This is a genomic window from Achromobacter sp. Root565, assembly GCF_001427425.1.
GTDB lineage: Bacteria > Pseudomonadota > Gammaproteobacteria > Burkholderiales > Burkholderiaceae_B > Achromobacter > Achromobacter spanius_D.
Genome location: NZ_LMGO01000008.1, coordinates 128252 through 146877, shown reverse-complemented (window position 1 = coordinate 146877; position 18626 = coordinate 128252). Strand labels below are relative to the sequence as shown.

Annotated in this window: 20 protein-coding genes; 12 read left to right on the top strand and 8 right to left on the bottom strand. The window is 67.3% G+C overall.

The genetic code is table 11. The annotated features are described in order from the left end of the window. The first annotated feature begins 50 nt into the window (after positions 1-50). Complete coding sequence (locus ASD71_RS25895) at positions 51-1355, top strand: MFS transporter (RefSeq protein WP_056571246.1); 1305 nt, start codon at positions 51-53, stop codon at positions 1353-1355. Positions 1356-1452: 97 nt separating this feature from the next. Beyond that, positions 1453-2880, top strand: coding sequence for an amidase (locus ASD71_RS25890; protein ID WP_056571245.1), 1428 nt, complete (start codon positions 1453-1455; stop codon positions 2878-2880). Positions 2881-2962: 82 nt separating this feature from the next. Here ASD71_RS25890 and metK read toward each other — a convergent pair whose 3' ends face one another. Beyond that, on the bottom strand, positions 2963-4126 hold the full coding sequence (metK, locus tag ASD71_RS25885) for a methionine adenosyltransferase (RefSeq protein WP_056571243.1): 1164 nt from the start codon (positions 4124-4126) through the stop codon (positions 2963-2965). Positions 4127-4401: 275 nt separating this feature from the next. Here metK and ASD71_RS25880 point away from each other — a divergent pair, with 275 nt between their 5' ends. Genes ASD71_RS25880 through xerC form a run of 5 tightly spaced genes read left to right on the top strand, consistent with a single transcriptional unit; the run spans position 4402 to position 8834 of the window. Then, positions 4402-5268 (top strand): lysophospholipid acyltransferase family protein, encoded by an 867-nt coding sequence (locus tag ASD71_RS25880; RefSeq protein WP_056571241.1) that lies wholly within the window; start codon positions 4402-4404, stop codon positions 5266-5268. A 39-nt stretch (positions 5269-5307) separates the two neighbouring features. Continuing rightward, positions 5308-6198 carry a lysophospholipid acyltransferase family protein gene (locus tag ASD71_RS25875; RefSeq protein WP_056571239.1) on the top strand — a complete coding sequence of 297 codons (891 nt, stop codon included), beginning with the start codon at positions 5308-5310 and terminating at the stop codon, positions 6196-6198. Between the two features lie 30 nt (positions 6199-6228). Next, a complete protein-coding gene (gene dapF, locus ASD71_RS25870; protein ID WP_056571237.1) occupies positions 6229-7140 on the top strand; it encodes a diaminopimelate epimerase in 912 nt (303 codons plus the stop codon). A 4-nt stretch (positions 7141-7144) separates the two neighbouring features. Beyond that, positions 7145-7822: a DUF484 family protein gene (locus ASD71_RS25865; protein WP_056571235.1), complete on the top strand. Its 678-nt coding sequence runs from the start codon at positions 7145-7147 to the stop codon at positions 7820-7822. A 28-nt stretch (positions 7823-7850) separates the two neighbouring features. Next, complete coding sequence (xerC, locus tag ASD71_RS25860) at positions 7851-8834, top strand: tyrosine recombinase XerC (protein ID WP_056571233.1); 984 nt, start codon at positions 7851-7853, stop codon at positions 8832-8834. A 74-nt stretch (positions 8835-8908) separates the two neighbouring features. Here xerC and ASD71_RS25855 read toward each other — a convergent pair whose 3' ends face one another. From ASD71_RS25855 to ASD71_RS28305, 6 genes are read right to left on the bottom strand one after another with little or no spacing between them, the layout of a single operon-like run. Continuing rightward, a complete protein-coding gene (locus ASD71_RS25855; RefSeq protein ID WP_056571231.1) occupies positions 8909-9988 on the bottom strand; it encodes a nickel/cobalt transporter in 1080 nt (359 codons plus the stop codon). Next, the gene (locus tag ASD71_RS25850) at positions 9979-10662 is read right to left on the bottom strand and encodes a DUF1007 family protein (protein WP_056571229.1); all 684 of its coding nucleotides are present in this window, start codon (positions 10660-10662) and stop codon (positions 9979-9981) included. The genes ASD71_RS25855 and ASD71_RS25850 overlap by 10 nt, the downstream gene beginning before the upstream one ends. Beyond that, positions 10623-11648, bottom strand: coding sequence for a metal ABC transporter substrate-binding protein (locus tag ASD71_RS25845; RefSeq protein WP_056571227.1), 1026 nt, complete (start codon positions 11646-11648; stop codon positions 10623-10625). The genes ASD71_RS25850 and ASD71_RS25845 overlap by 40 nt, the downstream gene beginning before the upstream one ends. A gap of 21 nt (positions 11649-11669) precedes the next feature. Beyond that, complete coding sequence (locus ASD71_RS25840) at positions 11670-12536, bottom strand: metal ABC transporter permease (RefSeq protein ID WP_056571225.1); 867 nt, start codon at positions 12534-12536, stop codon at positions 11670-11672. Then, positions 12533-13255 (bottom strand): metal ABC transporter ATP-binding protein, encoded by a 723-nt coding sequence (locus ASD71_RS25835; protein ID WP_056571223.1) that lies wholly within the window; start codon positions 13253-13255, stop codon positions 12533-12535. The genes ASD71_RS25840 and ASD71_RS25835 overlap by 4 nt, the downstream gene beginning before the upstream one ends. Then, positions 13252-13422, bottom strand: coding sequence for a hypothetical protein (locus ASD71_RS28305; RefSeq protein ID WP_200949489.1), 171 nt, complete (start codon positions 13420-13422; stop codon positions 13252-13254). Before ASD71_RS28305 ends, ASD71_RS25835 begins: the two co-directional genes overlap by 4 nt. Before the next feature lie 160 nt (positions 13423-13582). Here ASD71_RS28305 and ASD71_RS25830 point away from each other — a divergent pair, with 160 nt between their 5' ends. From ASD71_RS25830 to hslU, 5 genes are all read left to right on the top strand, one after another. After that, positions 13583-14086 (top strand): Fur family transcriptional regulator, encoded by a 504-nt coding sequence (locus tag ASD71_RS25830; RefSeq protein ID WP_056327248.1) that lies wholly within the window; start codon positions 13583-13585, stop codon positions 14084-14086. A gap of 340 nt (positions 14087-14426) precedes the next feature. Beyond that, positions 14427-15554: a GTP-binding protein gene (locus ASD71_RS25825; protein WP_056571221.1), complete on the top strand. Its 1128-nt coding sequence runs from the start codon at positions 14427-14429 to the stop codon at positions 15552-15554. 124 nt (positions 15555-15678) lie between these two features. Continuing rightward, entirely contained in the window at positions 15679-16143 is a 465-nt protein-coding gene (dksA, locus tag ASD71_RS25820) for an RNA polymerase-binding protein DksA (RefSeq protein WP_056327244.1), read from the top strand. A 115-nt stretch (positions 16144-16258) separates the two neighbouring features. Then, positions 16259-16798 (top strand): ATP-dependent protease subunit HslV, encoded by a 540-nt coding sequence (hslV, locus tag ASD71_RS25815; protein ID WP_056571219.1) that lies wholly within the window; start codon positions 16259-16261, stop codon positions 16796-16798. Between the two features lie 70 nt (positions 16799-16868). Continuing rightward, complete coding sequence (gene hslU / locus ASD71_RS25810) at positions 16869-18203, top strand: ATP-dependent protease ATPase subunit HslU (RefSeq protein WP_056571217.1); 1335 nt, start codon at positions 16869-16871, stop codon at positions 18201-18203. Between the two features lie 83 nt (positions 18204-18286). On the opposite strand, the gene ASD71_RS25805 is transcribed toward hslU, so the two are convergent. After that, on the bottom strand, positions 18287-18592 hold the full coding sequence (locus tag ASD71_RS25805) for a copper-binding protein (protein WP_056571215.1): 306 nt from the start codon (positions 18590-18592) through the stop codon (positions 18287-18289). Positions 18593-18626 lie beyond the last annotated feature (34 nt).

The window sequence follows — 18626 nt, the reverse complement described above, 5'->3', positions numbered from 1 at the left end:
AAATTTATTGGTCTATTTGACCAAAAAACAAAACACAATTTGAGGACGTCATGAGCAGCACATCCGCAACCTTGCGCGCGGCGCAAGGCGCAAGCGCCCCGCCCGTTTCGCGCGGCCGCACGATTCTGGCCGGTAGTGTAGGCAATGCGGTGGAATGGTTCGATTGGACCATCTACGCGTCGTTCGCCATCTTCTTTTCCAGCCAGTTCTTCCCGCCCGGCAACGAAACCACCGCCCTGCTCGCGACGTTCGGCATCTTCGCAGTCGGGTTTTTCATGCGTCCCGTGGGCGGATGGGTGCTGGGCATCTTCTCCGACCGCTATGGCCGCAAGGCCGCGTTGGGTCTGACGATCCTGATGATGGCGGGCGGCTCGCTCATCATCGCCATCACGCCCACCTACGCCACCATCGGCATCGCCGCGCCGCTGCTCCTGACCGCTGCGCGCCTCCTGCAAGGCCTGTCGCTGGGCGGAGAGTATGCCTCGGCCACGACCTTCCTGGCGGAAATGGCGCCGCCCAACAAGCGCGGGTTCTATTCCAGCTTCGTCTTCTTCAGCGCCGCCGTCGGCATCCTGGCCGCCTCGGCCGTGGGCTGGATCCTCACCACCGTCCTCACCAAGGCCGACATGGCCGCCTGGGGCTGGCGCATTCCGTTCCTGCTGGGCGCCCTGGGCGGCCTGGCCGGCATGTGGATCCGCCGCGCCATCCCGGAAACCGAAGCCTTCTCGCACGCCAAGAAGGCCGGCGTTGAAAAGCAGCCGCTGCGCACGCTGCTGCGCGACCATCCGCGCGAAGTGCTGCGCATCGTCGGCTTCTCGGTCCTGACCACGTTCGCGTTCTACATCTTCGTGGCCTACGTGCCCACCTACGCCATCCGGCAGGTCGGCGCCGACCCCAAAACCGCATTCGCGGCCAACACCGTCGCGCTGATCGTGTTCATGCTGGTGCAGCCGCTGTTCGGCATGCTGTCCGACCGCATCGGCCGCAAGCCGCAGCTGATCTTCTTTGCCGCGGGCTACCTGATCTTCTTTTATCCGATCATGACCACGCTGGGGCCGTCGTTCGGCTCGATCCTGGCGGTGGAGCTGTTCGGCCTGGTGCTGTACGCCATGTACACCGCGATTGCGCCGGCCATCATGTCCGAGCAGTTTCCCACCAGCGTGCGCGCCGTCGGCATCGGCACGCCGTACAACCTGGTCGTCGCGCTGCTGGGCGGCACCACGCCCTACCTGCTGACCTGGCTGCAGAGCAAGGGCATGGAGCGCTGGTTCTTCTACTACGTGCTGGCCGGAGCCGTGATCACGCTGATCACCTTCATCCGCATGCCCGAAACCAAAGGCCAGGTCCTGAAGTAGGCCAGCCCCGGTAGGCCCCCCCTGCGCAGCCCTTCCGATCAGATCGCTTTCCGGTCCCGCCGCGGACCGGAAGGCTTTTTCCATTTCGACGAGACTCATGCCCGCCCAAGATACTGCCCTGCATTTCCAGGACGCCCGCCAGCTTGCCCGCGCCATCCGCGAGCGCAAGCTCCGTTCGCGCGACCTCACCCTGCATTTCCTTGACCGCATCGAGCGCGGCGCGGCGCTCTCCGCGTATAGCGTGGTCACGGCCGAGCGCGCCCTAGCGCAGGCCGAGGCGGCGGACCGGTTGCTGGAAGCCGGCATCAATCTGGGCCCGCTGCATGGCGTGCCGGTCGCGGTGAAGGACAGCGTGCAGTGGGAAGGCACACCGTGCAGCGGCGGCTCGCAGGCGCGCGCCGGCGTCGTCAGCACGGAAACCGCCACCGCCGCGCGCGCGCTGGCGGCGCAAGGCATGGTGCTCCTGGGCAAGACGCGCATGACGGAATTCGCGTTCGGCCTGTCGGGACAGAACCCCACGCAGGGCACCGCCCGCAATCCGTGGGACGCGAAGGTCCCGCGCGCGCCGGGCGGCTCGTCCAGCGGCGCGGGCGTCGCGGTCGCGGCGGGTCTGGCGCCGCTGGCGCTGGGCGGCGACACCGGCGGCTCGGTGCGCGCGCCCGCAGCACTGAACGGCGTGGTCGGCTTCAAGCCATCGTCGGGCCTCATCAGCCGCGCCGGCTGCCTGCCGCTGTCCGACACGCTGGACGTGCTGGGCCCGATCGCGCGCAGCGTCGGCGACGCGCGCCTCTTGACGCAACTGCTGGCCGCACCGGACGTCGATGACGCCGCCACGCTGACGCTGCCGGCCGCCCGCTTCACCGGCCTGCGTCACGCCACCGCGCGCCAGCCGGGCGCCGTCGCCGTGCTGGCGCCGCAAGCCTGGCCGGCCCCGCTGACTGACGAGGCGCTGCAAACCTGGCACGCGGCGCAGGGACGCCTGGCAGCGGCCGGCTACACGCCCACCGCCTGGCATCCGCCCGCGTCGCTGTCGTTTGCCCGCATGGCGGATGACAATTCGCTGGTGCTGGCGTTTGAAGCCTTCCGCTACTTCGGCGCGCTAGCCGAAGACCCTGCGCAGCCCTTGTGGGATGTCGTGCGCGCGCGCATCGCTGCAGGCGGCCGGATCACGCAGTCCAGCTACGAGGCCGCGCTGCTGCGCCGCCAGTCCGACATGGCGGCTTTCGAAAAAGCCATGCAGGGCGTGGATGCCCTGCTCATGCCCGCCAGCGATCAGGCCGCACAGGCGCTGGACCCGCAGGACACGCGGCACGCCGGGCTGGGCAAGCTGCTGCGCCCGGCCAACTTCCTGGGCGCGGCGGCGATCACGCTGCCGGCCGGCCTGGACGCGGACGGCATGCCCTGCGCCGTGCAACTGCTGGCGCCCGCGGGCGGCGACGCCGCACTGCTGGACTGCGCGGCGGCCTTGGAAACCGTGCTGTCTCCGACGCCGCTGCATCCGGATCTGTCGGCCTGGGGGCTTTGACGCCGCGCCTGCCGCGATCGGACCCGACAAAAAGAAAAGCGCCCCAACGGGCGCTTTTCCATGAACCGCATGGCGGATCGGGTCAGACGGACTTCTTCAGTTCCTGAACCTTGTCCGTCGCTTCCCACGAGAACTCCGGCTCGGAGCGGCCGAAGTGGCCGTAGGCGGCGGTCTTGGTGTAGATCGGCCGCAGCAGGTCCAGCATGTTCACGATGCCCTTCGGACGCAGGTCGAAGTGCTCGCGCACCAGCTTGGCGATCTGGTCATCGGGGATGACGCCCGTGCCTTCCGTGTAGACGGTGATGTTGATGGGTTCGGCCACACCGATGGCGTAGCTGACCTGCACCTGGCACTGGCGCGCCAGCCCGGCGGCCACGATGTTCTTGGCCACGTAGCGGGCGGCGTAGGCGGCCGAACGGTCGACCTTGGACGGGTCCTTGCCCGAGAACGCGCCGCCGCCGTGCGGGCAAGCGCCGCCGTAGGTGTCGACGATGATCTTGCGGCCGGTCAGGCCGCAATCGCCTTGCGGACCGCCGATGACGAAGCGGCCGGTCGGGTTGACCAGGAACTTGGTCTGGGGCGTGATCAGGCCTTCGGGGAAGCTGGGCTTGATGATGTCTTCGATGACCGCTTCGCGGATGGTCTCTTGCGAGACTTCCGGCGCATGCTGGGTCGACAGCACCACGGTGTCGACTTCGGCGGGACGGCCGTCGACGTAGCGGAACGTGACCTGCGACTTGGCGTCCGGACGCAGCCAGCCCAGGCGGCCGTCCTTGCGCAGTTCGCTCTGGCGCTGCACCAGGCGGTGCGCGTACCAGATCGGGGCGGGCATCAGGTCGGGGGTTTCGTCGCAGGCGTAGCCGAACATCAGGCCTTGGTCGCCGGCGCCCTGGTTCAGGTAGTCTTCCGAGCTGCGGTCCACGCCCTGCGCGATGTCGGGCGACTGCTTGTCGTAGGCGACGAGCACCGCGCAACCCTTGTAGTCGATGCCGTATTCGGTATTGTCATAGCCGATGCGGCGGATCGTGTCGCGCGCGACCTGGATGTAGTCGACGTTGGCGGTGGTGGTGATTTCGCCAGCCAGCACGACCAGGCCGGTGTTGCACAGCGTTTCGGCTGCGACACGCGCGTTCGGGTCTTGCGTGAAGATGGCGTCGAGGATCGAATCGGAGATCTGATCGGCAACCTTGTCGGGGTGCCCTTCGGAGACGGATTCGGAAGTGAAGAGAAAATCGTTGTTGGCCACAGATGCGTCCTTAGTGTCCGGTCTTGCCGGCGCATAGGTTCTTGAGACGCGTAGCACCCCGGTCTGCACTGCAATGCCAACTGGGCGCGACGCTTTAGCGGATTTGGCATGGGCCGCGCAAAGCGCAGTACCCTTGCCGTCGCCCCGCAAGTTGTCGGTTAACTCGGCGACTGGGCGCATTTTAAGCGAAAATGCCGTTCTTATGCTTGCGCCCGGGGTGTATCCATATACCCCGAGCAGCGGTAATACCCTGCCCGTTTTCATCCTTTTGACGAATGCTGCTGCCCCTGTTCCGACTTTTTGCCGCCCTGCCGCTCCCCGTCGCGCATGCGATCGGGCGGTTCGCGGGACGCGCCATCTACGCCTTGCCGGGCAAATACCGGCGGCGCCTGCAGGCCAATGCAGCGCAGGCCGGCTACCCCGGCGCGGCGTTCGCCCGGCGGGCGGCGGCCGAAGCCGGCGCAATGATTCTTGAGAACCCGCGCGTCTGGTTCCGCAACCAGGAAAGCCTGGCGCAGGTGGTCTCCGACGATGACGACGTGGTCGCCGCCGCCCGCGCGGAAAACCGCGGCATCCTGTTTCTGACCCCGCACCTGGGCTGCTTCGAGATCACCGCCCGCTATCTGGCCCGCCAGATGCCCATGACGGTGATGTTCCGCCCCCCACGCAAGGAAGCGCTGGCGCCCCTGCTGGAAACGGCGCGCAACAGTTCGGCCGTCAATGCGGTGCCCGCCAACATGCAGGGCGTGCGGGAATTCGTGCGGGCGCTGCGCCGCGGCGAATCCGTCGGCATGCTGCCCGACCAGGCGCCCAGCGTGGGCGACGGCGTATGGGTGCCGTTCTTCGGGCGTCTGGCCTACACCATGACGCTGCCCGGCAAGCTTGCGTCGCAGACCAACGTTCCCATCATCCTCACGGCCGGCGAACGCCTGCCCAAGGGCCGCGGCTGGCGCATCCACTACGTGCGCGTGCCCGAACCGCTGCCCGCCGAGCCCGAGGCCCAGGCCGCCCTCATCAACGCCGCGATGGAAACGCTGATCCGCCGCTGCCCCGACCAGTACCTCTGGAGCTACAACCGCTACAAGACTCCGCGCGGCGCCACCCCGGCGCCCGGCGCAGAACCGGCGCCGCCAGCCGCTTGATCCCTTGCCGCTCCCGCCGCCCGGTCTCATTCCACGTCCATGATCGATAGAAAAACGCGCACGCTGGTTTCCCTGCTGAAATGGTTCAGCCGCATCAAGCCGTCGACGCGCCTGCGCATCGGCGCTTGCCTGGGCTGGCTTGCGCCCCGCCTGGCCAAGTCGCGCGCGCACATCGTGCGCCGCAATCTCGAACTGTGCTTTCCCGACCAGCCCGCGGCCGTGCGCGAACAATGGGTGGCCGACCACTTCCGCGCGCTGGCGCAGTCTATCGTCGACCGCGGCGTGCTCTGGTACGGCACGCCCGAAGCGATCAAGGACATGGTCACGCTGCAGGGCGCCGACCGGATCAATGCGCTGACGGCCGAGGGGCGGCCCGTGATCCTGCTTGCGCCGCACTTCATTGCGCTGGACGCCGCGGCCACCAGCTTGACCTTGGTCATCCCCAGCGCGGCCACCATGTACACGCCGCAGAGCGACCCGCACATCGACGCCGTCGTGGCCGCCGGCCGGGCGCGCTTCAACGAAGTCTTCCTGGTCAGCCGCAAGGATGGGGTGCGCGACCTGATCCGGCACCTTCGGGCCCCGCGCCCCGTCTACTACCTGCCCGACATGGACTTCGGCCGCGTGGGCTCGGTCTTCGTGCCGTTCTTCGGCGTGCCGGCCGCCACGCTCGTCGCCACGGCCCAGCTGGCCCAGAAATGGAACGCCGCTGTCCTGCCGATCGTGGGATTCTGGAATCCGGACACCGGCAAATACCACGTCGACGTGCTGCCGCCGCTCGAAGACTTTCCGGGCGACGACACGCTGGAAGCGGCCACCGCCCGCCTGAACCGCGAACTCGAATCCTGGGTGCGCCGCTGCCCCAGCCAGTATTACTGGGTCCATCGCCGCTTCAAGACGCGTCCCGAAGGCGAACCCAAGCTGTACTGATCCGCGGCGCGCGCTCGCCGCACCGCGAGAATGGGCGATAATCCGCAGATGAACTGGAACTTCACCAAAATGCACGGCGCGGGCAACGACTTCGTTGTGCTCGACGGCGTCCGTCAGACCATCGAGATGACGCCCGAGCGCGCGCGCGCCCTCGGCGACCGCCACTTCGGCATCGGCGCTGACCAGATCCTGCTGGTCGAACGCGCCACCCGGCCGGACGCCGACTTCCGCTATCGCATTTTCAATTCCGACGGCTCCGAGGTCGAACACTGCGGCAACGGCGCCCGCTGCTTCGTGCGTTTCGTGCACGAGCAAGGCCTGTCCGACCGCAATCCGCTGCGCGCCGAAATCGCCACGGGCATCCTGGTCCTGGACGAAGGCGACGACGAACAGGTCACCGTGGAAATGGGTAGCACCCGTTTCGACCCGGCCGCGCTGCCCTTCGACACCGCCGGCCTGCCTGCCGTCACGCAAGGCCAGGACACTCTCTGGGAGCTGGAACTCGACGCCCCCGCCGGGCTGCCCCGCACGGTCGTCCTGTCGGCTGTCGCGATCAGCAATCCGCACGCCGTGCAGGTCGTCGACAACGTCGACACCGCGCCCGTCGCCGTGCTGGGCCCGCTGATCGAAACCCATCCGCGCTTTGCGCGCCGCGTCAACGCCGGCTTCATGCAAGTCGTCGACCGCCACAACATCCGCCTGCGCGTCTTCGAGCGCGGCGCTGGCGAGACCCTGGCCTGCGGCACGGGCGCCTGCGCCGCGGTTGCGGCCGGCATCCGCCGCGGCCTGCTCGATTCGCCCGTGCGCGTGCAAACGCGCGGCGGCGTGCTGACCGTCGCCTGGAACGGCGAACAACTCCGCATGACCGGCCCGGCCGAATCCGTCTTCACGGGCCAGGTCGACATCGACAAGCTCGTTTTCTCCATGGCGCTGAACCGATAACTCTATGACTGATACCGCTTTCACCGCCCAGGACATCGCCGCCTTCCTGCAAGATAACCCCGGCTTCTTCGACGAACACGCCGAAGTCTTTTCCACCCTGCAGATCCCGCATCCGCACGGTTCGCGCGCCATTTCGCTGGGCGAACGCCAGATCCTCACGCTGCGCGAGCGCACCCGCGAACTCGAATGGCGCCTGAACGAACTGGTGCGCAACGCCACCGCCAACGAAACCATCGGTTCGCACGTGGCCAAGTGGTGCTGCCGCCTCTTGTCCGAATGCGATCCGCAACTGGTGCCCGGCGAAATCGCGCTGGGCCTGGCCGAACAATTCGAACTGAACCACGTGGCGCTGCGGCTCTGGAACCTGTCTGAACTGCCCGATCACGGCTACGGCGAGCCCGTGTCGGACGACGTGCGCACCTTCACCGACAGCCTGAAGACGCCGTATGTCGGCGCCGACACCGCCTTCGAAGCGGTGAACTGGCTGGACGCCAAGCCCAAGTCGCTGGCGCTGGTGCCGCTGCGCCTGGAAGCCGACGGCGCCGCCGTGGGCCTGCTGGTGCTGGGTTCCGACGACCCCGAGCGTTTCACGCCCGAAATGGGCACGACGTTCCTGGAATCCGTCGGCCAGCTTGCGTCGGCAGCCCTGCACCGGCTGAATCCGGCCTCGCCCAAGGCGTAAGCCTGCCGGGGCGGACAAGGACAACGCGATGCGCAACGCCGAGCAAGACGCCAATCCGCCCCCCCTTCCGGATCCGATGCGCGCCTGGCTGCGCCATCTGGAAACCAACCGCCGGTACTCGCCCCATACGCTGGACGGCTACGGGCGCGAACTGCAATTCTTGCGCGAACTGGCCGACAAGGCCGGCCTGCCGCTCGATAAGCTCGCCAACGGCCACATCCGCCAATTCGTGGCGCGCCTGCATGCGCAGGGCCGCGGCCCGCGCAGCCTGGCACGCACGCTGGCGGCATGGCGCGGTTTCTATCAATGGTGGGCGCCGGCCGCCGAACTGGCCGGCAATCCCGTCGCGGGCGTGCGCGCCCCCAAGGCGCCGCGCGGCCTGCCCAAGGCCTTGTCGGTCGAACAGACGCAGGCCCTCCTGGATAGCGCGCCCGCACAGGTCGCCACGGAACCGGCCGCGCTGCGCGACCAGGCCATGTTCGAACTGCTGTATTCCAGCGGACTGCGGCTGTCGGAACTGGTCGGACTGGACCTGCGCTACGAGCGCGCCGCCGATTACGAATCGCGCGGCTGGCTGAATCTGGATGACGCCGAGGTCGTGGTGCTGGGCAAGGGCGGCAAACGCCGCTCGGTGCCGGTCGGCCAGCAGGCCCTGGCAGCGCTGCGCAAGTGGATCGAGGTGCGTCCGCAGCTCGCGCGGCCCGCGCCGCCGCCCGAAGACGCGGCCGCGCTTTTCCTGGGCGCGCGCGGACGCCGCATTTCGCCGCGCGTGGTGCAGTTGCAGCTTGCGCGCATCGCGCAGACGGCGGGTGTGCCCACGCATGTGCACCCCCACGTCTTGCGCCACAGTTTCGCCAGCCACGTCCTGCAATCCGCGCAAGACCTGCGCGCCGTGCAGGAGATGCTTGGCCACGCCAATATCTCGACCACGCAGATCTACACGCGGCTGGATTTTCAGCATCTGGCCAAGGCCTACGATCAGGCGCATCCGCGCGCCGGGCGCAAATCCTGAACCTTTGTGCCTGAACCTTTCTGGCGGCGCGGCTCTGCTGCCTGAACAAGCGCGGCCGCAGTTCGCAGATCGCGTCAGCCGCCCGCCGCCACCATGCCGCCCAGCAGCGTCACCCCCAGCAACAGCACCGCCATCGCCGCCAGCGCCTCGATGGCGTAGCGCAGCCACGCCGCGCCCGCGCCAGACAGGCGGCTGCCCAGGCGCGTGGCCGCGCCCCCGGCGGCGACGGCAAGGCAGGCCAGCACCGCCACCGTCAGCCCCGTGCCCAGGCCCATCGCCAGCGCCGACGCCACCCCGGCCAGAAAGAAGTTCTGCGACAGCGCGAACACCAGCACGATCAACGCCCCGCTGCAGGGCCGCAGGCCCACGGCAAAAATGGCCGACCACGCGCGGCGCCAGTTCAACGGACCGGCGACCTGTTCCGGCGCGGGCACGTGCACGTGTCCGCACCCGCAGTCGTGGCTGTGGTCATGGTCGTGGTGATGATGGTGGTAGTGCTCATGATGATGCACGTGCGTATGCACGTGCGCGTGATCCGGCGCATGCGCGTTGCCATCGTCATGCCCATGCGCATGCTGTTGCCCATGCCCGCGCGCACCAGCCCGCCGCAGCAGCGGCCTCACCGCCTTGATCCACACCAGCCACACGCCCAGCAGCGTCACCAGCACATACGACGCCAGCTCCAGCCAGCGCGTGGCCTCGTTCATCGTGGCCGCCGTGGCGTTGAACACCAGCGCCAGCACCGCCACCATCACGATTGCCACCAGCGCCTGGATCAGCGAAGACGCCAATGCCAGCAGCGCGCCGTTGCGCGCGGTCTGGCGGTTGGCCAGCACGTACGACGAGATAACCGCCTTGCCATGGCCCGGCCCCAGCGCATGAAAGACGCCGTAGGCAAACGACAGGCCGATCAGGGCCCACGCCGCGCCGCCGTCCGCCTGCCAGGCACGCACCGCGCCCGTCAGTTGCCGGTAGAAATGCGATTGCCAGACGGACACGCTGCCGAAAAAGCTGGACAGCCAACCGGGCCCGGCCACGCCGCTTCCGCTTTCCGGCACGCCAAAGGGATGCGCACCTTGCGCGGCCGCCACCGACAGCCCGCCGATCATCAACAGGACGACGGCCAGCACGCGCGCCCATCGGCCTACGGGCATCGCACCTCGATGCGGTGCGTGAGCCCCTTGGTGATGGCGAACAGTTCGTCCGGCAGGGCGTCCGGGTCGGCCGGGATTGCGGCCAGTTCCTGCATGGTTTTCCAATCCAGTTCCTTGGGCTTGCGGTAGTCGGCCTTGCAGGCCGCGCCTTGCGGGCCGCCGAGCGACACCGCGCCCTGCTCTTCAAATGCGTAGGCCACGAAATAGGTGGGGTCGTAGATATCCACTTGCGCGCCGCCCGCGCCTGGCGCAACGGGCTCGGCCAGCGGCAGCGTGAAGGACAGCGTCAGCCGCGTGGTCTTGGGGTTCCAGTCGACGCGGGCATCGCGCGGCGCGCCAAACGCCGCGCTCTTGCCGTCCACGGTGACGCGCGTGAAGTAGTGCGAGATCGGCTCGCCCAGCGCCTTCATCCAGTCCTGCGCCATGCCTTTGAGCGTGTCGGCAGGCAGCGACCCGTCCTTGGCTTTTTTCAGCCCCTGCGTCGCATAGGCGCCAAACATCTCGTCGAACCGCCACACCTGCCGCACGGCGGTGATGCGGTGCGCGGCATCGACGTCGATCTGCGCGCGCGCATCGATCCACATATGCGGGTGCGCGCTGGCGGCGCCCGCCGCCAGCAGCGCCGCCGCGGCGCTCAGGGTTGCAAGGCCGCGGCAAGCTGGCGTGCGTTCCATTCAAACATTTCCAGGTAGGTGGCGCCCGGCTGTCCAGGCTTGGACAGGGCATCGGAGTAGAGCGTACCACCCACCTTTGCGCCGGTCTCACGCGCGATCTGCTGGACCAGTTTCGGGCTGCTGATGTTCTCGACGAACACCGCCGGCACCTTGTCTCGCCGCACCTGTTCGATGATCGCCGCCACCTCGCGCGCGGACGGCTCGGCGTCCGTCGACACGCCCATCGCGGGGATGAACGTCACGCCATAGGCGTCGCCGAAATAGCCGAACGCATCGTGCGAGGTGACAACCTTGCGGCGCTCCGCGCCGATGGCAGCAAAGGTCTTGCGCAGGCTGGCATGCAGCGCCTGCAGCTTGGCGATGTACGCGTCGGCGCGCTGGCGGTAGGCCTGCGCATGCGCGGGATCCGCGGCAGCCAGACCGTCGGCCACGTTGCGCGCGTAGATCACGCCATTCGCCAGGCTTTGCCAGGCATGCGGATCGGCGTCGCCATGGCGATGGTGATGGCCGGGCTTGTGGTCGTGGTCGTGGTCGTGGTCGTGGTCATGATCATCGTGCCCGTGCGTGTGATCGTCCTTGTGGTCGTCCTTGTGATCGTGGTCATGCCCGTCGCCCTGTCCCGCGAACTTGCGCGGCGTAACGCCCGTGGACGCCGTCACCGTCTGCCCGGCGAACCCGGACGCCTTCGTCAGCTTGGGCAGCCAGGTCTCGAAGTCCAGGCCGTTCACCACCAGCACGCGCGCGTCGGCCAGCTTCTTCGCGTCGCTGGGCGTGGGTTCGTACCCATGCGCGTCGCCGTCAGGCCCGACCAGCGTCGTCAGGCTGATGTCGGCGCCGCCCACTTCCCGCACGATGTCGCCCAGGATGGAAAAGCTGGCCACGACCTTCAGCGGCTCGGCCGCCTGCGCGGCCCCCAGGACGGCCGACAGGCAGACGCCCGCCATGGCCAGCAGTGCACGGCGGCGCGCCGGCAGAATCGAACGCATGGTCAATCTCCTTATGTAGTCTCAGGCAGGGCGCACCCGGCGCGTTGCCCGCAGCAGCCCGCCTTGCGGTCCGCCCATGATGGAAAACAGATAGCAGGCGCCGGCCGCCAGGATGATCGCGGGCGAGGCCGGCGCGTCGAAGTGATAGGAGACCAGCAGCCCGGCCACGGAAGACGCCACGCCGATCGCCGCCGACAGCGGAATCTGGCGGGCCGCGCTGCGCACCCAGAACCGCGCCGCGGCGGCCGGCAGCATCATGATGCCCACCACCATCAGCGTGCCCAGCACCTGAAAACCCGCCACCAGGTTCACCACGACCAGCACCAGAAAGCCCATGTGCACCACGCCGCCCATCCCGCCGCTGGCGCGCAGGAATCCCGGGTCCAGGCATTCGGCGACCAGCAGCCGGTAGATGGCCGCCAGCACAAGCAGGGTCACGCTGGCCGTGGCGGTCACCAGCAGCAAGGCCGCATCGTCAAGGCCCAGCACCGTGCCGAACAGCACATGCAGCAGATCCATGTTGGAGCCGCGCAGCGACACCAGCAGCACGCCCAGCCCCAGCGATATCAGATAGAAGGCGGCAAAGCTCGCGTCTTCGCGCAGCGGCGTCAGCCGGGCCACCAGCCCGGCCAGCAATGCCACGGCCAGGCCGGTGGCGATGCCGCCCAGCATCATCGCGCCCAGCGACAGGCCGGCCATCAGAAAGCCGACGGCCACGCCCGGCAGGATGGCGTGCGACATCGCGTCGCCCATCAGGCTCATGCGCCGCAGCACCAGAAAGACACCCAAGGGCGCCGCGCCTAGCGACAGCGCGCAGGCCCCGGCCAGTGCGCGCCGCATGAAGCCGTAGTCCAGGAACGGCGACACCACCCACTCCACGAGCGTCATGCCCAGACTCCCGCATGGCGCTGGCGCGCCGCCTTCAGATGCGCCTCGCTCAACGTTGCCGCGGTGTCGCCCCAGGCCACCACCGAGCCGGACAACAGCAGGCTTTCCGGAAAATGATCACGCACCAGATCCAGGTCGTGCAGCACCGCGATCACCGTGCGGCCCTGTCCATGCAGGCCGCACAGCAGCGCCATCAGTTCCTCGGCGGTGTGGCTGTCCACCGCCGCGAAGGGTTCGTCCAGCAGCAGCACCGGCGCGTCCTGCACCAGCATCCGCGCAAACAGGGCGCGCTGCATCTGCCCGCCCGACAGCGTATCCACGCCGCGGCCAGCGGCATCGGCCAGGCCCACGGTTTCCAAGGCGTGCATGCAGCGGTCCAGCTCGTCGTTGCGGAACGCACGCCATGCGCCGACCCGGCGCCACGCCCCCATGGCCGCCAGGTCCAGCACCGTCGTCGGAAACGACCGGTCCAGTTCCGCCGCCTGAGGCAGCCACGCCAGCGCCGAACGTCCCGCGCCCTGAATACGCACGCTGCCCGACATCGGACGCAGCACGCCCATGATGCCCTTGATGAGCGTCGACTTGCCCGCGCCGTTGGGTCCGACCACGGCCGTCATGCCGCCGGGCGCGAAACTGCCCGACACCGCGCGCAACGCCGGACGCCCATGCCAGCCGAACGATGCGTCGGCCAGCTCGACCGTGACAGGCGCCGCCTTCATCGCGGCCACCAGTCGAGCGCCCAGCCGGTCAGCGCCCACAAAGCGGCCGCGGCAACCAGCGCACCCGCCATGCGGCGCCAGGCGGAAACGAGAAACGCGGATCGGGACTGCGCGCCCCGGCCGGGCGCGGCGCCGGGCCGCGCGGGCAGGAGCGTGAAATGGGACATGGCAGGCAACAACGGAAAGCGGCGAAGGATTTTTATTATGTTATATCATAACTAAACCATGATGGCGTCAGGGCCGGTTACCGCGCGCGGGGGTTTTCTGCTACCTTCCAGGCATCTCGCGCGCGCGTCGCGCGCGCTTCCCATTCAGATAAAGCCCGCCATGTCCGCTCCATCCCGTCCACCCCGCAACGACAGCGTTGGCGCTCAGCTCAGCGTCGCCGAAACGCTGTGCGCGCAGCGTGGACGCCGTCTTACCCCCATCCGCCGCAAGGTCCTCGAACTGCTGCTGCGCCATGGCCGCAGCCTGAAGGCCTACGAGCTGCTGGACGCCATGCGCGCCGTCCATCCGGGCGCAGCGCCCCCCACGGTGTACCGCGCCCTGGACTTCCTGATGGACGAAGGCCTGATTCACCGCCTGGACGCCGTCAACGCCTGGAGCGCCTGCCACGACGCCGGCGGCGCGCCGCACGACCTGCTCGTCGTCTGTACCGGTTGCGGCGCGGTCGCAGAAGTCTCCGACCCGGCCATGAGCCGCCAGCTGGCCGAACGCGTCGCCCAGACGGGCTACGCGCTGGCCACGCACGAAACCGAGATCCGCGCGCTGTGCCCGCAGTGCCAGAAGACGCAACCGGCCGACGCGGGTCACCACCACCATCACCACTGATTGGGGGATATCCCCCGGGGCGTTTCATCCTTTGGATGCGCCCGTCCGGCCGAGCCGTTCCGGGCCCGCCCGCCCCCCGCCGCCGGCGCTCCCTTGAAATCCGGCAAACCGCCCCAAAATAGAGGTATCGCCCGATACTTGACGGCGTTCGGCTGCCATCTGGCGGCCACGGCCCCCCGGGTTGGCCCGGGGTTTGCCCCCTGCCCCCGACTGTGCTGTAATCCTGCGTCCGGCCGCTATCGGTGGCTATCGCAGCCTGTGGCAGACATCAATCGGCAGGGACTGAAAACCCCGTCAGGCGCTGTGTTTCACGCCCTGACATCACGCTAGCAGCTTCGCCATGAACACCCCGCGCAGTTTGGACAAAATGGTTCCCGTCACCATCCTCACCGGCTTCCTCGGTGCGGGCAAGACCACCCTGCTCAAACGCATCCTGACCGAATTCCATGGCCGCCGTGTCGCCGTCATCGAAAACGAGTTCGGACCCGAAAGCATCGACAACGACCTGCTCGTGCAGGACAGCGACGAAGAAATCATCGAGCTGTCCAACGGTTGCGTCTGCTGCACGGTGCGCGGCGACCTGATGCGCACGCTGTCCGAGCTGCGCGCCAAGCGCGAAGCCGGCGAACTGACTTTTGAACGCGTCATCCTTGAAACCACCGGCATGGCCAACCCCGGCCCCGTATGCCAGACGTTCTTCATGGATGACGACATCGCCGAATACTACCGCCTGGACGCGGTGGTCACCGTGGTCGATGCCAAGCACGGCATGGCCACGCTCGACGAACAACCCGAAGCCCAGAAGCAGGTCGGTTTTGCCGACCGCATCCTGATCTCGAAGAAAGACCTGGTCAACGAAGTCGACTACGAAGCGCTGCGCCACCGCCTGGTTCACATGAACCCGCGTGCGCCGATCACCGCCGTCAATTTCGGCGACGTCGACCTCAAGTCCATCATCGACATCAGCGGCTTCAACCTGAATTCCATTCTGGACATCGACCCGGAGTTCCTGGCCGATGAGCATCCGGACGCCGCGCACAATCATGCCCACGGGCACGATCACGATCACGATCACGGCCATGGCCATGACCACGATCACGATCATGACCACGACGGCGACTGCGGCGCGCACTGCAATCATGCCCATCATCACCACCCCAAGCACGACGACGAAATCGGCGCGTTCGTGTTCCGTTCCAACAAGCCGTTCGATCCCGCGCGCCTTGAGGAATTCCTGGGCGGCGTCGTGCAGGTCTATGGCCCCGACCTGATGCGCTACAAGGGCATCCTGTACATGAAGGGCATCAACCGCCGCATGTTGTTCCAGGGTGTGCACATGATGATGGGCGCCGAACCCGGCAAGCCGTGGACCGCGGCCGAGAAACCGTCCACCAAGATGGTGTTCATCGGACGAAAGCTGCCCCAGGAGATTTTTACCCGGGGCTTGGAGCAGTGCCTGGCGGGGTAATCCCCATTCCTGCGTGACGCGATGCGACGAAGGCAGTACTGTGAGGTACGAATAGCGTAGGCAACAAATAACACGGACCGGGACGGACGCCCGCGCCAGGATCGATTCATAGTGGAGTGTTTACATGGCTACCAAGGCAGCAACCAAAAAATCAAGTAAGTCGACGAGCGATACGGCGATTGATCTGCCCAGCGAGAAGGAATTGCTGGCCATGCCCGAGTCGGACTACATGAACGACCGCCAACTGGCGTTCTTCAAGGAACGGCTCAAACAACTCGAGCAAGACATTCTGGCCAACGCCGGCGAGACCACCGAGCATCTGCGTGAAACGCAATTCGTGCCGGATCCCGCCGACCGCGCCACCATCGAGGAAGAGCACGCCCTGGAACTGCGCACCCGCGACCGCGAGCGCAAGCTGCTGAAGAAGGTGCAGCAGTCCATCGCCCGCATCGACAGCGGCGAATACGGCTGGTGTGAAGAAACGGGCGAGCCCATCGGCATCCCCCGCCTGCTCGCCCGCCCCACGGCCACCCTGTCGCTCGAAGCGCAGGAACGCCGTGAAATGCGTCAAAAGCTGTACGGCGACTGATCCGTCCCGCATTCGCTCCGCCCCCTGAAAGGCCATGCCGGTTAGCCGCATGGCCTTTTTTCTACTTGATATCCCCGCGACTGCCCCCAGCTAAATCTTTCAACGGAAGGAACGCATGGAACAATTTCACGCCACCACCATCGTGTGTGTGCGCCGCGGCAACCGCGTCGCGCTGGGCGGCGATGGCCAGGTCACTCTGGGCAACATCGTCATCAAGGGCACTGCCCGCAAGATTCGCCGCCTGTACCACGACAAGATTCTCGCTGGCTTTGCCGGCGCCACCGCCGATGCGTTCACGCTGCAGGAGCGCTTCGAAGCCAAGCTCGAAAAGCACCAGGGCAACCTGATGCGCGCCGCGGTCGAACTGACCCGCGACTGGCGTACCGACCGCGTCCTGCGCCGCCTGGAAGCCATGCTGATCGTGGCCGACGCCGAGCACACGCTGGTGCTCACCGGCAACGGCGACGTCCTGGAACCCGAGCACGGCCTGGCCGCCATCGGCTCCGGCGGCGCTTATGCCCAGTCGGCCGCGCTGGCGCTGCTGCGCAACACCGACCTGCCGCCCGAAAAGATCATCAAGCAATCGCTCGAGATCGCCGGCGACCTGTGCATCTACACCAACCAGAACCACGTCATCGAAACGCTGGGCGACTGACGCCTGCCGCGCCGCGCAACCTGCGCCGCGGCGCCCTCCCAGCCCGCCCTAGCTTCAAGGATTCGCCCTCATGTCCGCATCCAACATGACGCCCGGAGAAATCGTCTCCGAACTCGACAAGTACATCGTCGGCCAGAACCGCGCCAAGCGCGCGGTCGCGGTGGCGCTGCGCAACCGCTGGCGCCGCCAGCAGGTCGCCGAGCCCCTGCGCCACGAAATCCACCCCAAGAACATCCTGATGATCGGCCCGACCGGCGTCGGCAAGACCGAGATCGCGCGCCGCCTGGCCAAGCTGGCCAACGCGCCCTTCATCAAGATCGAAGCCACCAAGTTCACCGAGGTCGGCTATGTGGGCCGCGACGTGGACACCATCATCCGCGACCTGACGGAATACTCCATCAAGCAGACCCGCGAACTGGAAATGCGCCGCGTGCGCACCCAGGCCGAGGATGCCGCCGAAGACCGCATCCTGGATGCCCTGGTGCCGCCGCCCCGCGGCGCCTCGGGTGAACCGCAGCGCGGCGAGGACAACAGTGCCCGCCAGACCTTCCGCAAGCGCCTTCGCGAAGGCAAGATCGACGATCTGGAAATCGAGATCGAAGTCGCCCAGACCGTGCCCCAAATGGACGTCATGACGCCCCCCGGCATGGAAGAAATGGCCGAGCAGCTGCGCGGCATGTTCGCGGGCATGGCGCGCGACAAGAAAAAGCCCAAGAAGATGAAGGTGCGCGAAGCCTTCAAGCTCATCATCGACGAAGAAGCCGCCAAGCGCGTCAACGAAGAAGACCTGCGCAGCGTTGCCATCACCAACGTCGAGCAGAACGGCATCGTCTTCCTGGATGAAATCGACAAGATCGCCGCCCGCCAGGAATCCGGCGGCGCCGATGTCTCGCGCCAGGGCGTGCAGCGCGACCTGCTGCCGCTCGTTGAAGGCACCACCGTCAACACGCGTTACGGCATGGTCCGCACCGACCACATCCTGTTCATCGCGTCGGGCGCCTTCCACCTGGCGCGTCCGTCCGACCTGATCCCCGAGCTGCAGGGCCGCTTCCCGATCCGCGTCGAACTCGAATCCCTCACCGCCGAGGACTTCGTGCGCATCCTGTCCGACACGGATGCGTCGCTGACCAAGCAGTACACGGCGCTGATGGCCACCGAGGACGTCGCGCTCGAGTTCACCGATGAAGGCGTGCGCCGCCTGGCCGAGCTGGCCTTCGACGTCAACGAAACCACCGAGAACATCGGCGCCCGGCGCCTGTACACGGTGATGGAAAAGCTGCTCGACGAGCTTTCGTTCGACGCCACGTCCAGCCAGGACAAGCACGTCACGATCGACGCCGCCTACGTGAACTCGCAATTGGCCGAAGCCGCCAGCAGCCAGGACCTGGCTCGCTACGTGCTCTGAAGACCCGGGTCCCTGCGACCCGCCGCAGACGCAAAAAAACCCCGCCGCAAGCGATTGCGGCGGGGTTTTTGATTGGCGCGGCGTCAGTTCGCGATCGCCGTCACCACATACTTGCCATCCTTGCGCGTGGCGGTAAAGCGCACCTTGTCGCCCGCCTTGATGTTGGCCAGCAATGCCGGATCGGCCTGGTAGACCAGCGACATCGCCGGCAGGTCCAGCGCCTTGATGGCATCGTGCTTGATCGTGACCTTGCCCGCCGCGGCGTCCACGCGCCGCACTTCGCCCGTGGCGTCGGCCTGCTGCGCGAAGGCCACCGGCGATGCCAGCGACACGACAGCCATTGCGGTGGCAACGGCCATGGGCGTTGCGTACTTGCGGTTAAAACCCATATGTAACCTCCCTATGCGGTCCAAGCGGACGGGC

Excerpts from the sequence above, each read along its gene's own strand:
- dapF (WP_056571237.1), top strand. The coding sequence starts at position 6,229 with ATGGGCGATAATCCGCAGATGAACTGGAACTTCACCAAAATGCACGGC.
- dksA (WP_056327244.1), top strand. The coding sequence starts at position 15,679 with ATGGCTACCAAGGCAGCAACCAAAAAATCAAGTAAGTCGACGAGCGAT.
- ASD71_RS25865 (WP_056571235.1), top strand. The coding sequence starts at position 7,145 with ATGACTGATACCGCTTTCACCGCCCAGGACATCGCCGCCTTCCTGCAA.
- xerC (WP_056571233.1), top strand. The coding sequence starts at position 7,851 with ATGCGCAACGCCGAGCAAGACGCCAATCCGCCCCCCCTTCCGGATCCG.
- ASD71_RS25855 (WP_056571231.1), bottom strand. The coding sequence starts at position 9,988 with ATGCCCGTAGGCCGATGGGCGCGCGTGCTGGCCGTCGTCCTGTTGATG.
- hslU (WP_056571217.1), top strand. The coding sequence starts at position 16,869 with ATGTCCGCATCCAACATGACGCCCGGAGAAATCGTCTCCGAACTCGAC.
- ASD71_RS25850 (WP_056571229.1), bottom strand. The coding sequence starts at position 10,662 with ATGGAACGCACGCCAGCTTGCCGCGGCCTTGCAACCCTGAGCGCCGCG.
- ASD71_RS25880 (WP_056571241.1), top strand. The coding sequence starts at position 4,402 with ATGCTGCTGCCCCTGTTCCGACTTTTTGCCGCCCTGCCGCTCCCCGTC.
- ASD71_RS25830 (WP_056327248.1), top strand. The coding sequence starts at position 13,583 with ATGTCCGCTCCATCCCGTCCACCCCGCAACGACAGCGTTGGCGCTCAG.
- ASD71_RS25895 (WP_056571246.1), top strand. The coding sequence starts at position 51 with ATGAGCAGCACATCCGCAACCTTGCGCGCGGCGCAAGGCGCAAGCGCC.
- ASD71_RS25840 (WP_056571225.1), bottom strand. The coding sequence starts at position 12,536 with ATGACGCTCGTGGAGTGGGTGGTGTCGCCGTTCCTGGACTACGGCTTC.
- hslV (WP_056571219.1), top strand. The coding sequence starts at position 16,259 with ATGGAACAATTTCACGCCACCACCATCGTGTGTGTGCGCCGCGGCAAC.
- ASD71_RS25875 (WP_056571239.1), top strand. The coding sequence starts at position 5,308 with ATGATCGATAGAAAAACGCGCACGCTGGTTTCCCTGCTGAAATGGTTC.
- ASD71_RS25890 (WP_056571245.1), top strand. The coding sequence starts at position 1,453 with ATGCCCGCCCAAGATACTGCCCTGCATTTCCAGGACGCCCGCCAGCTT.
- ASD71_RS28305 (WP_200949489.1), bottom strand. The coding sequence starts at position 13,422 with ATGTCCCATTTCACGCTCCTGCCCGCGCGGCCCGGCGCCGCGCCCGGC.
- ASD71_RS25835 (WP_056571223.1), bottom strand. The coding sequence starts at position 13,255 with ATGAAGGCGGCGCCTGTCACGGTCGAGCTGGCCGACGCATCGTTCGGC.
- ASD71_RS25805 (WP_056571215.1), bottom strand. The coding sequence starts at position 18,592 with ATGGGTTTTAACCGCAAGTACGCAACGCCCATGGCCGTTGCCACCGCA.
- ASD71_RS25825 (WP_056571221.1), top strand. The coding sequence starts at position 14,427 with ATGAACACCCCGCGCAGTTTGGACAAAATGGTTCCCGTCACCATCCTC.
- ASD71_RS25845 (WP_056571227.1), bottom strand. The coding sequence starts at position 11,648 with ATGCGTTCGATTCTGCCGGCGCGCCGCCGTGCACTGCTGGCCATGGCG.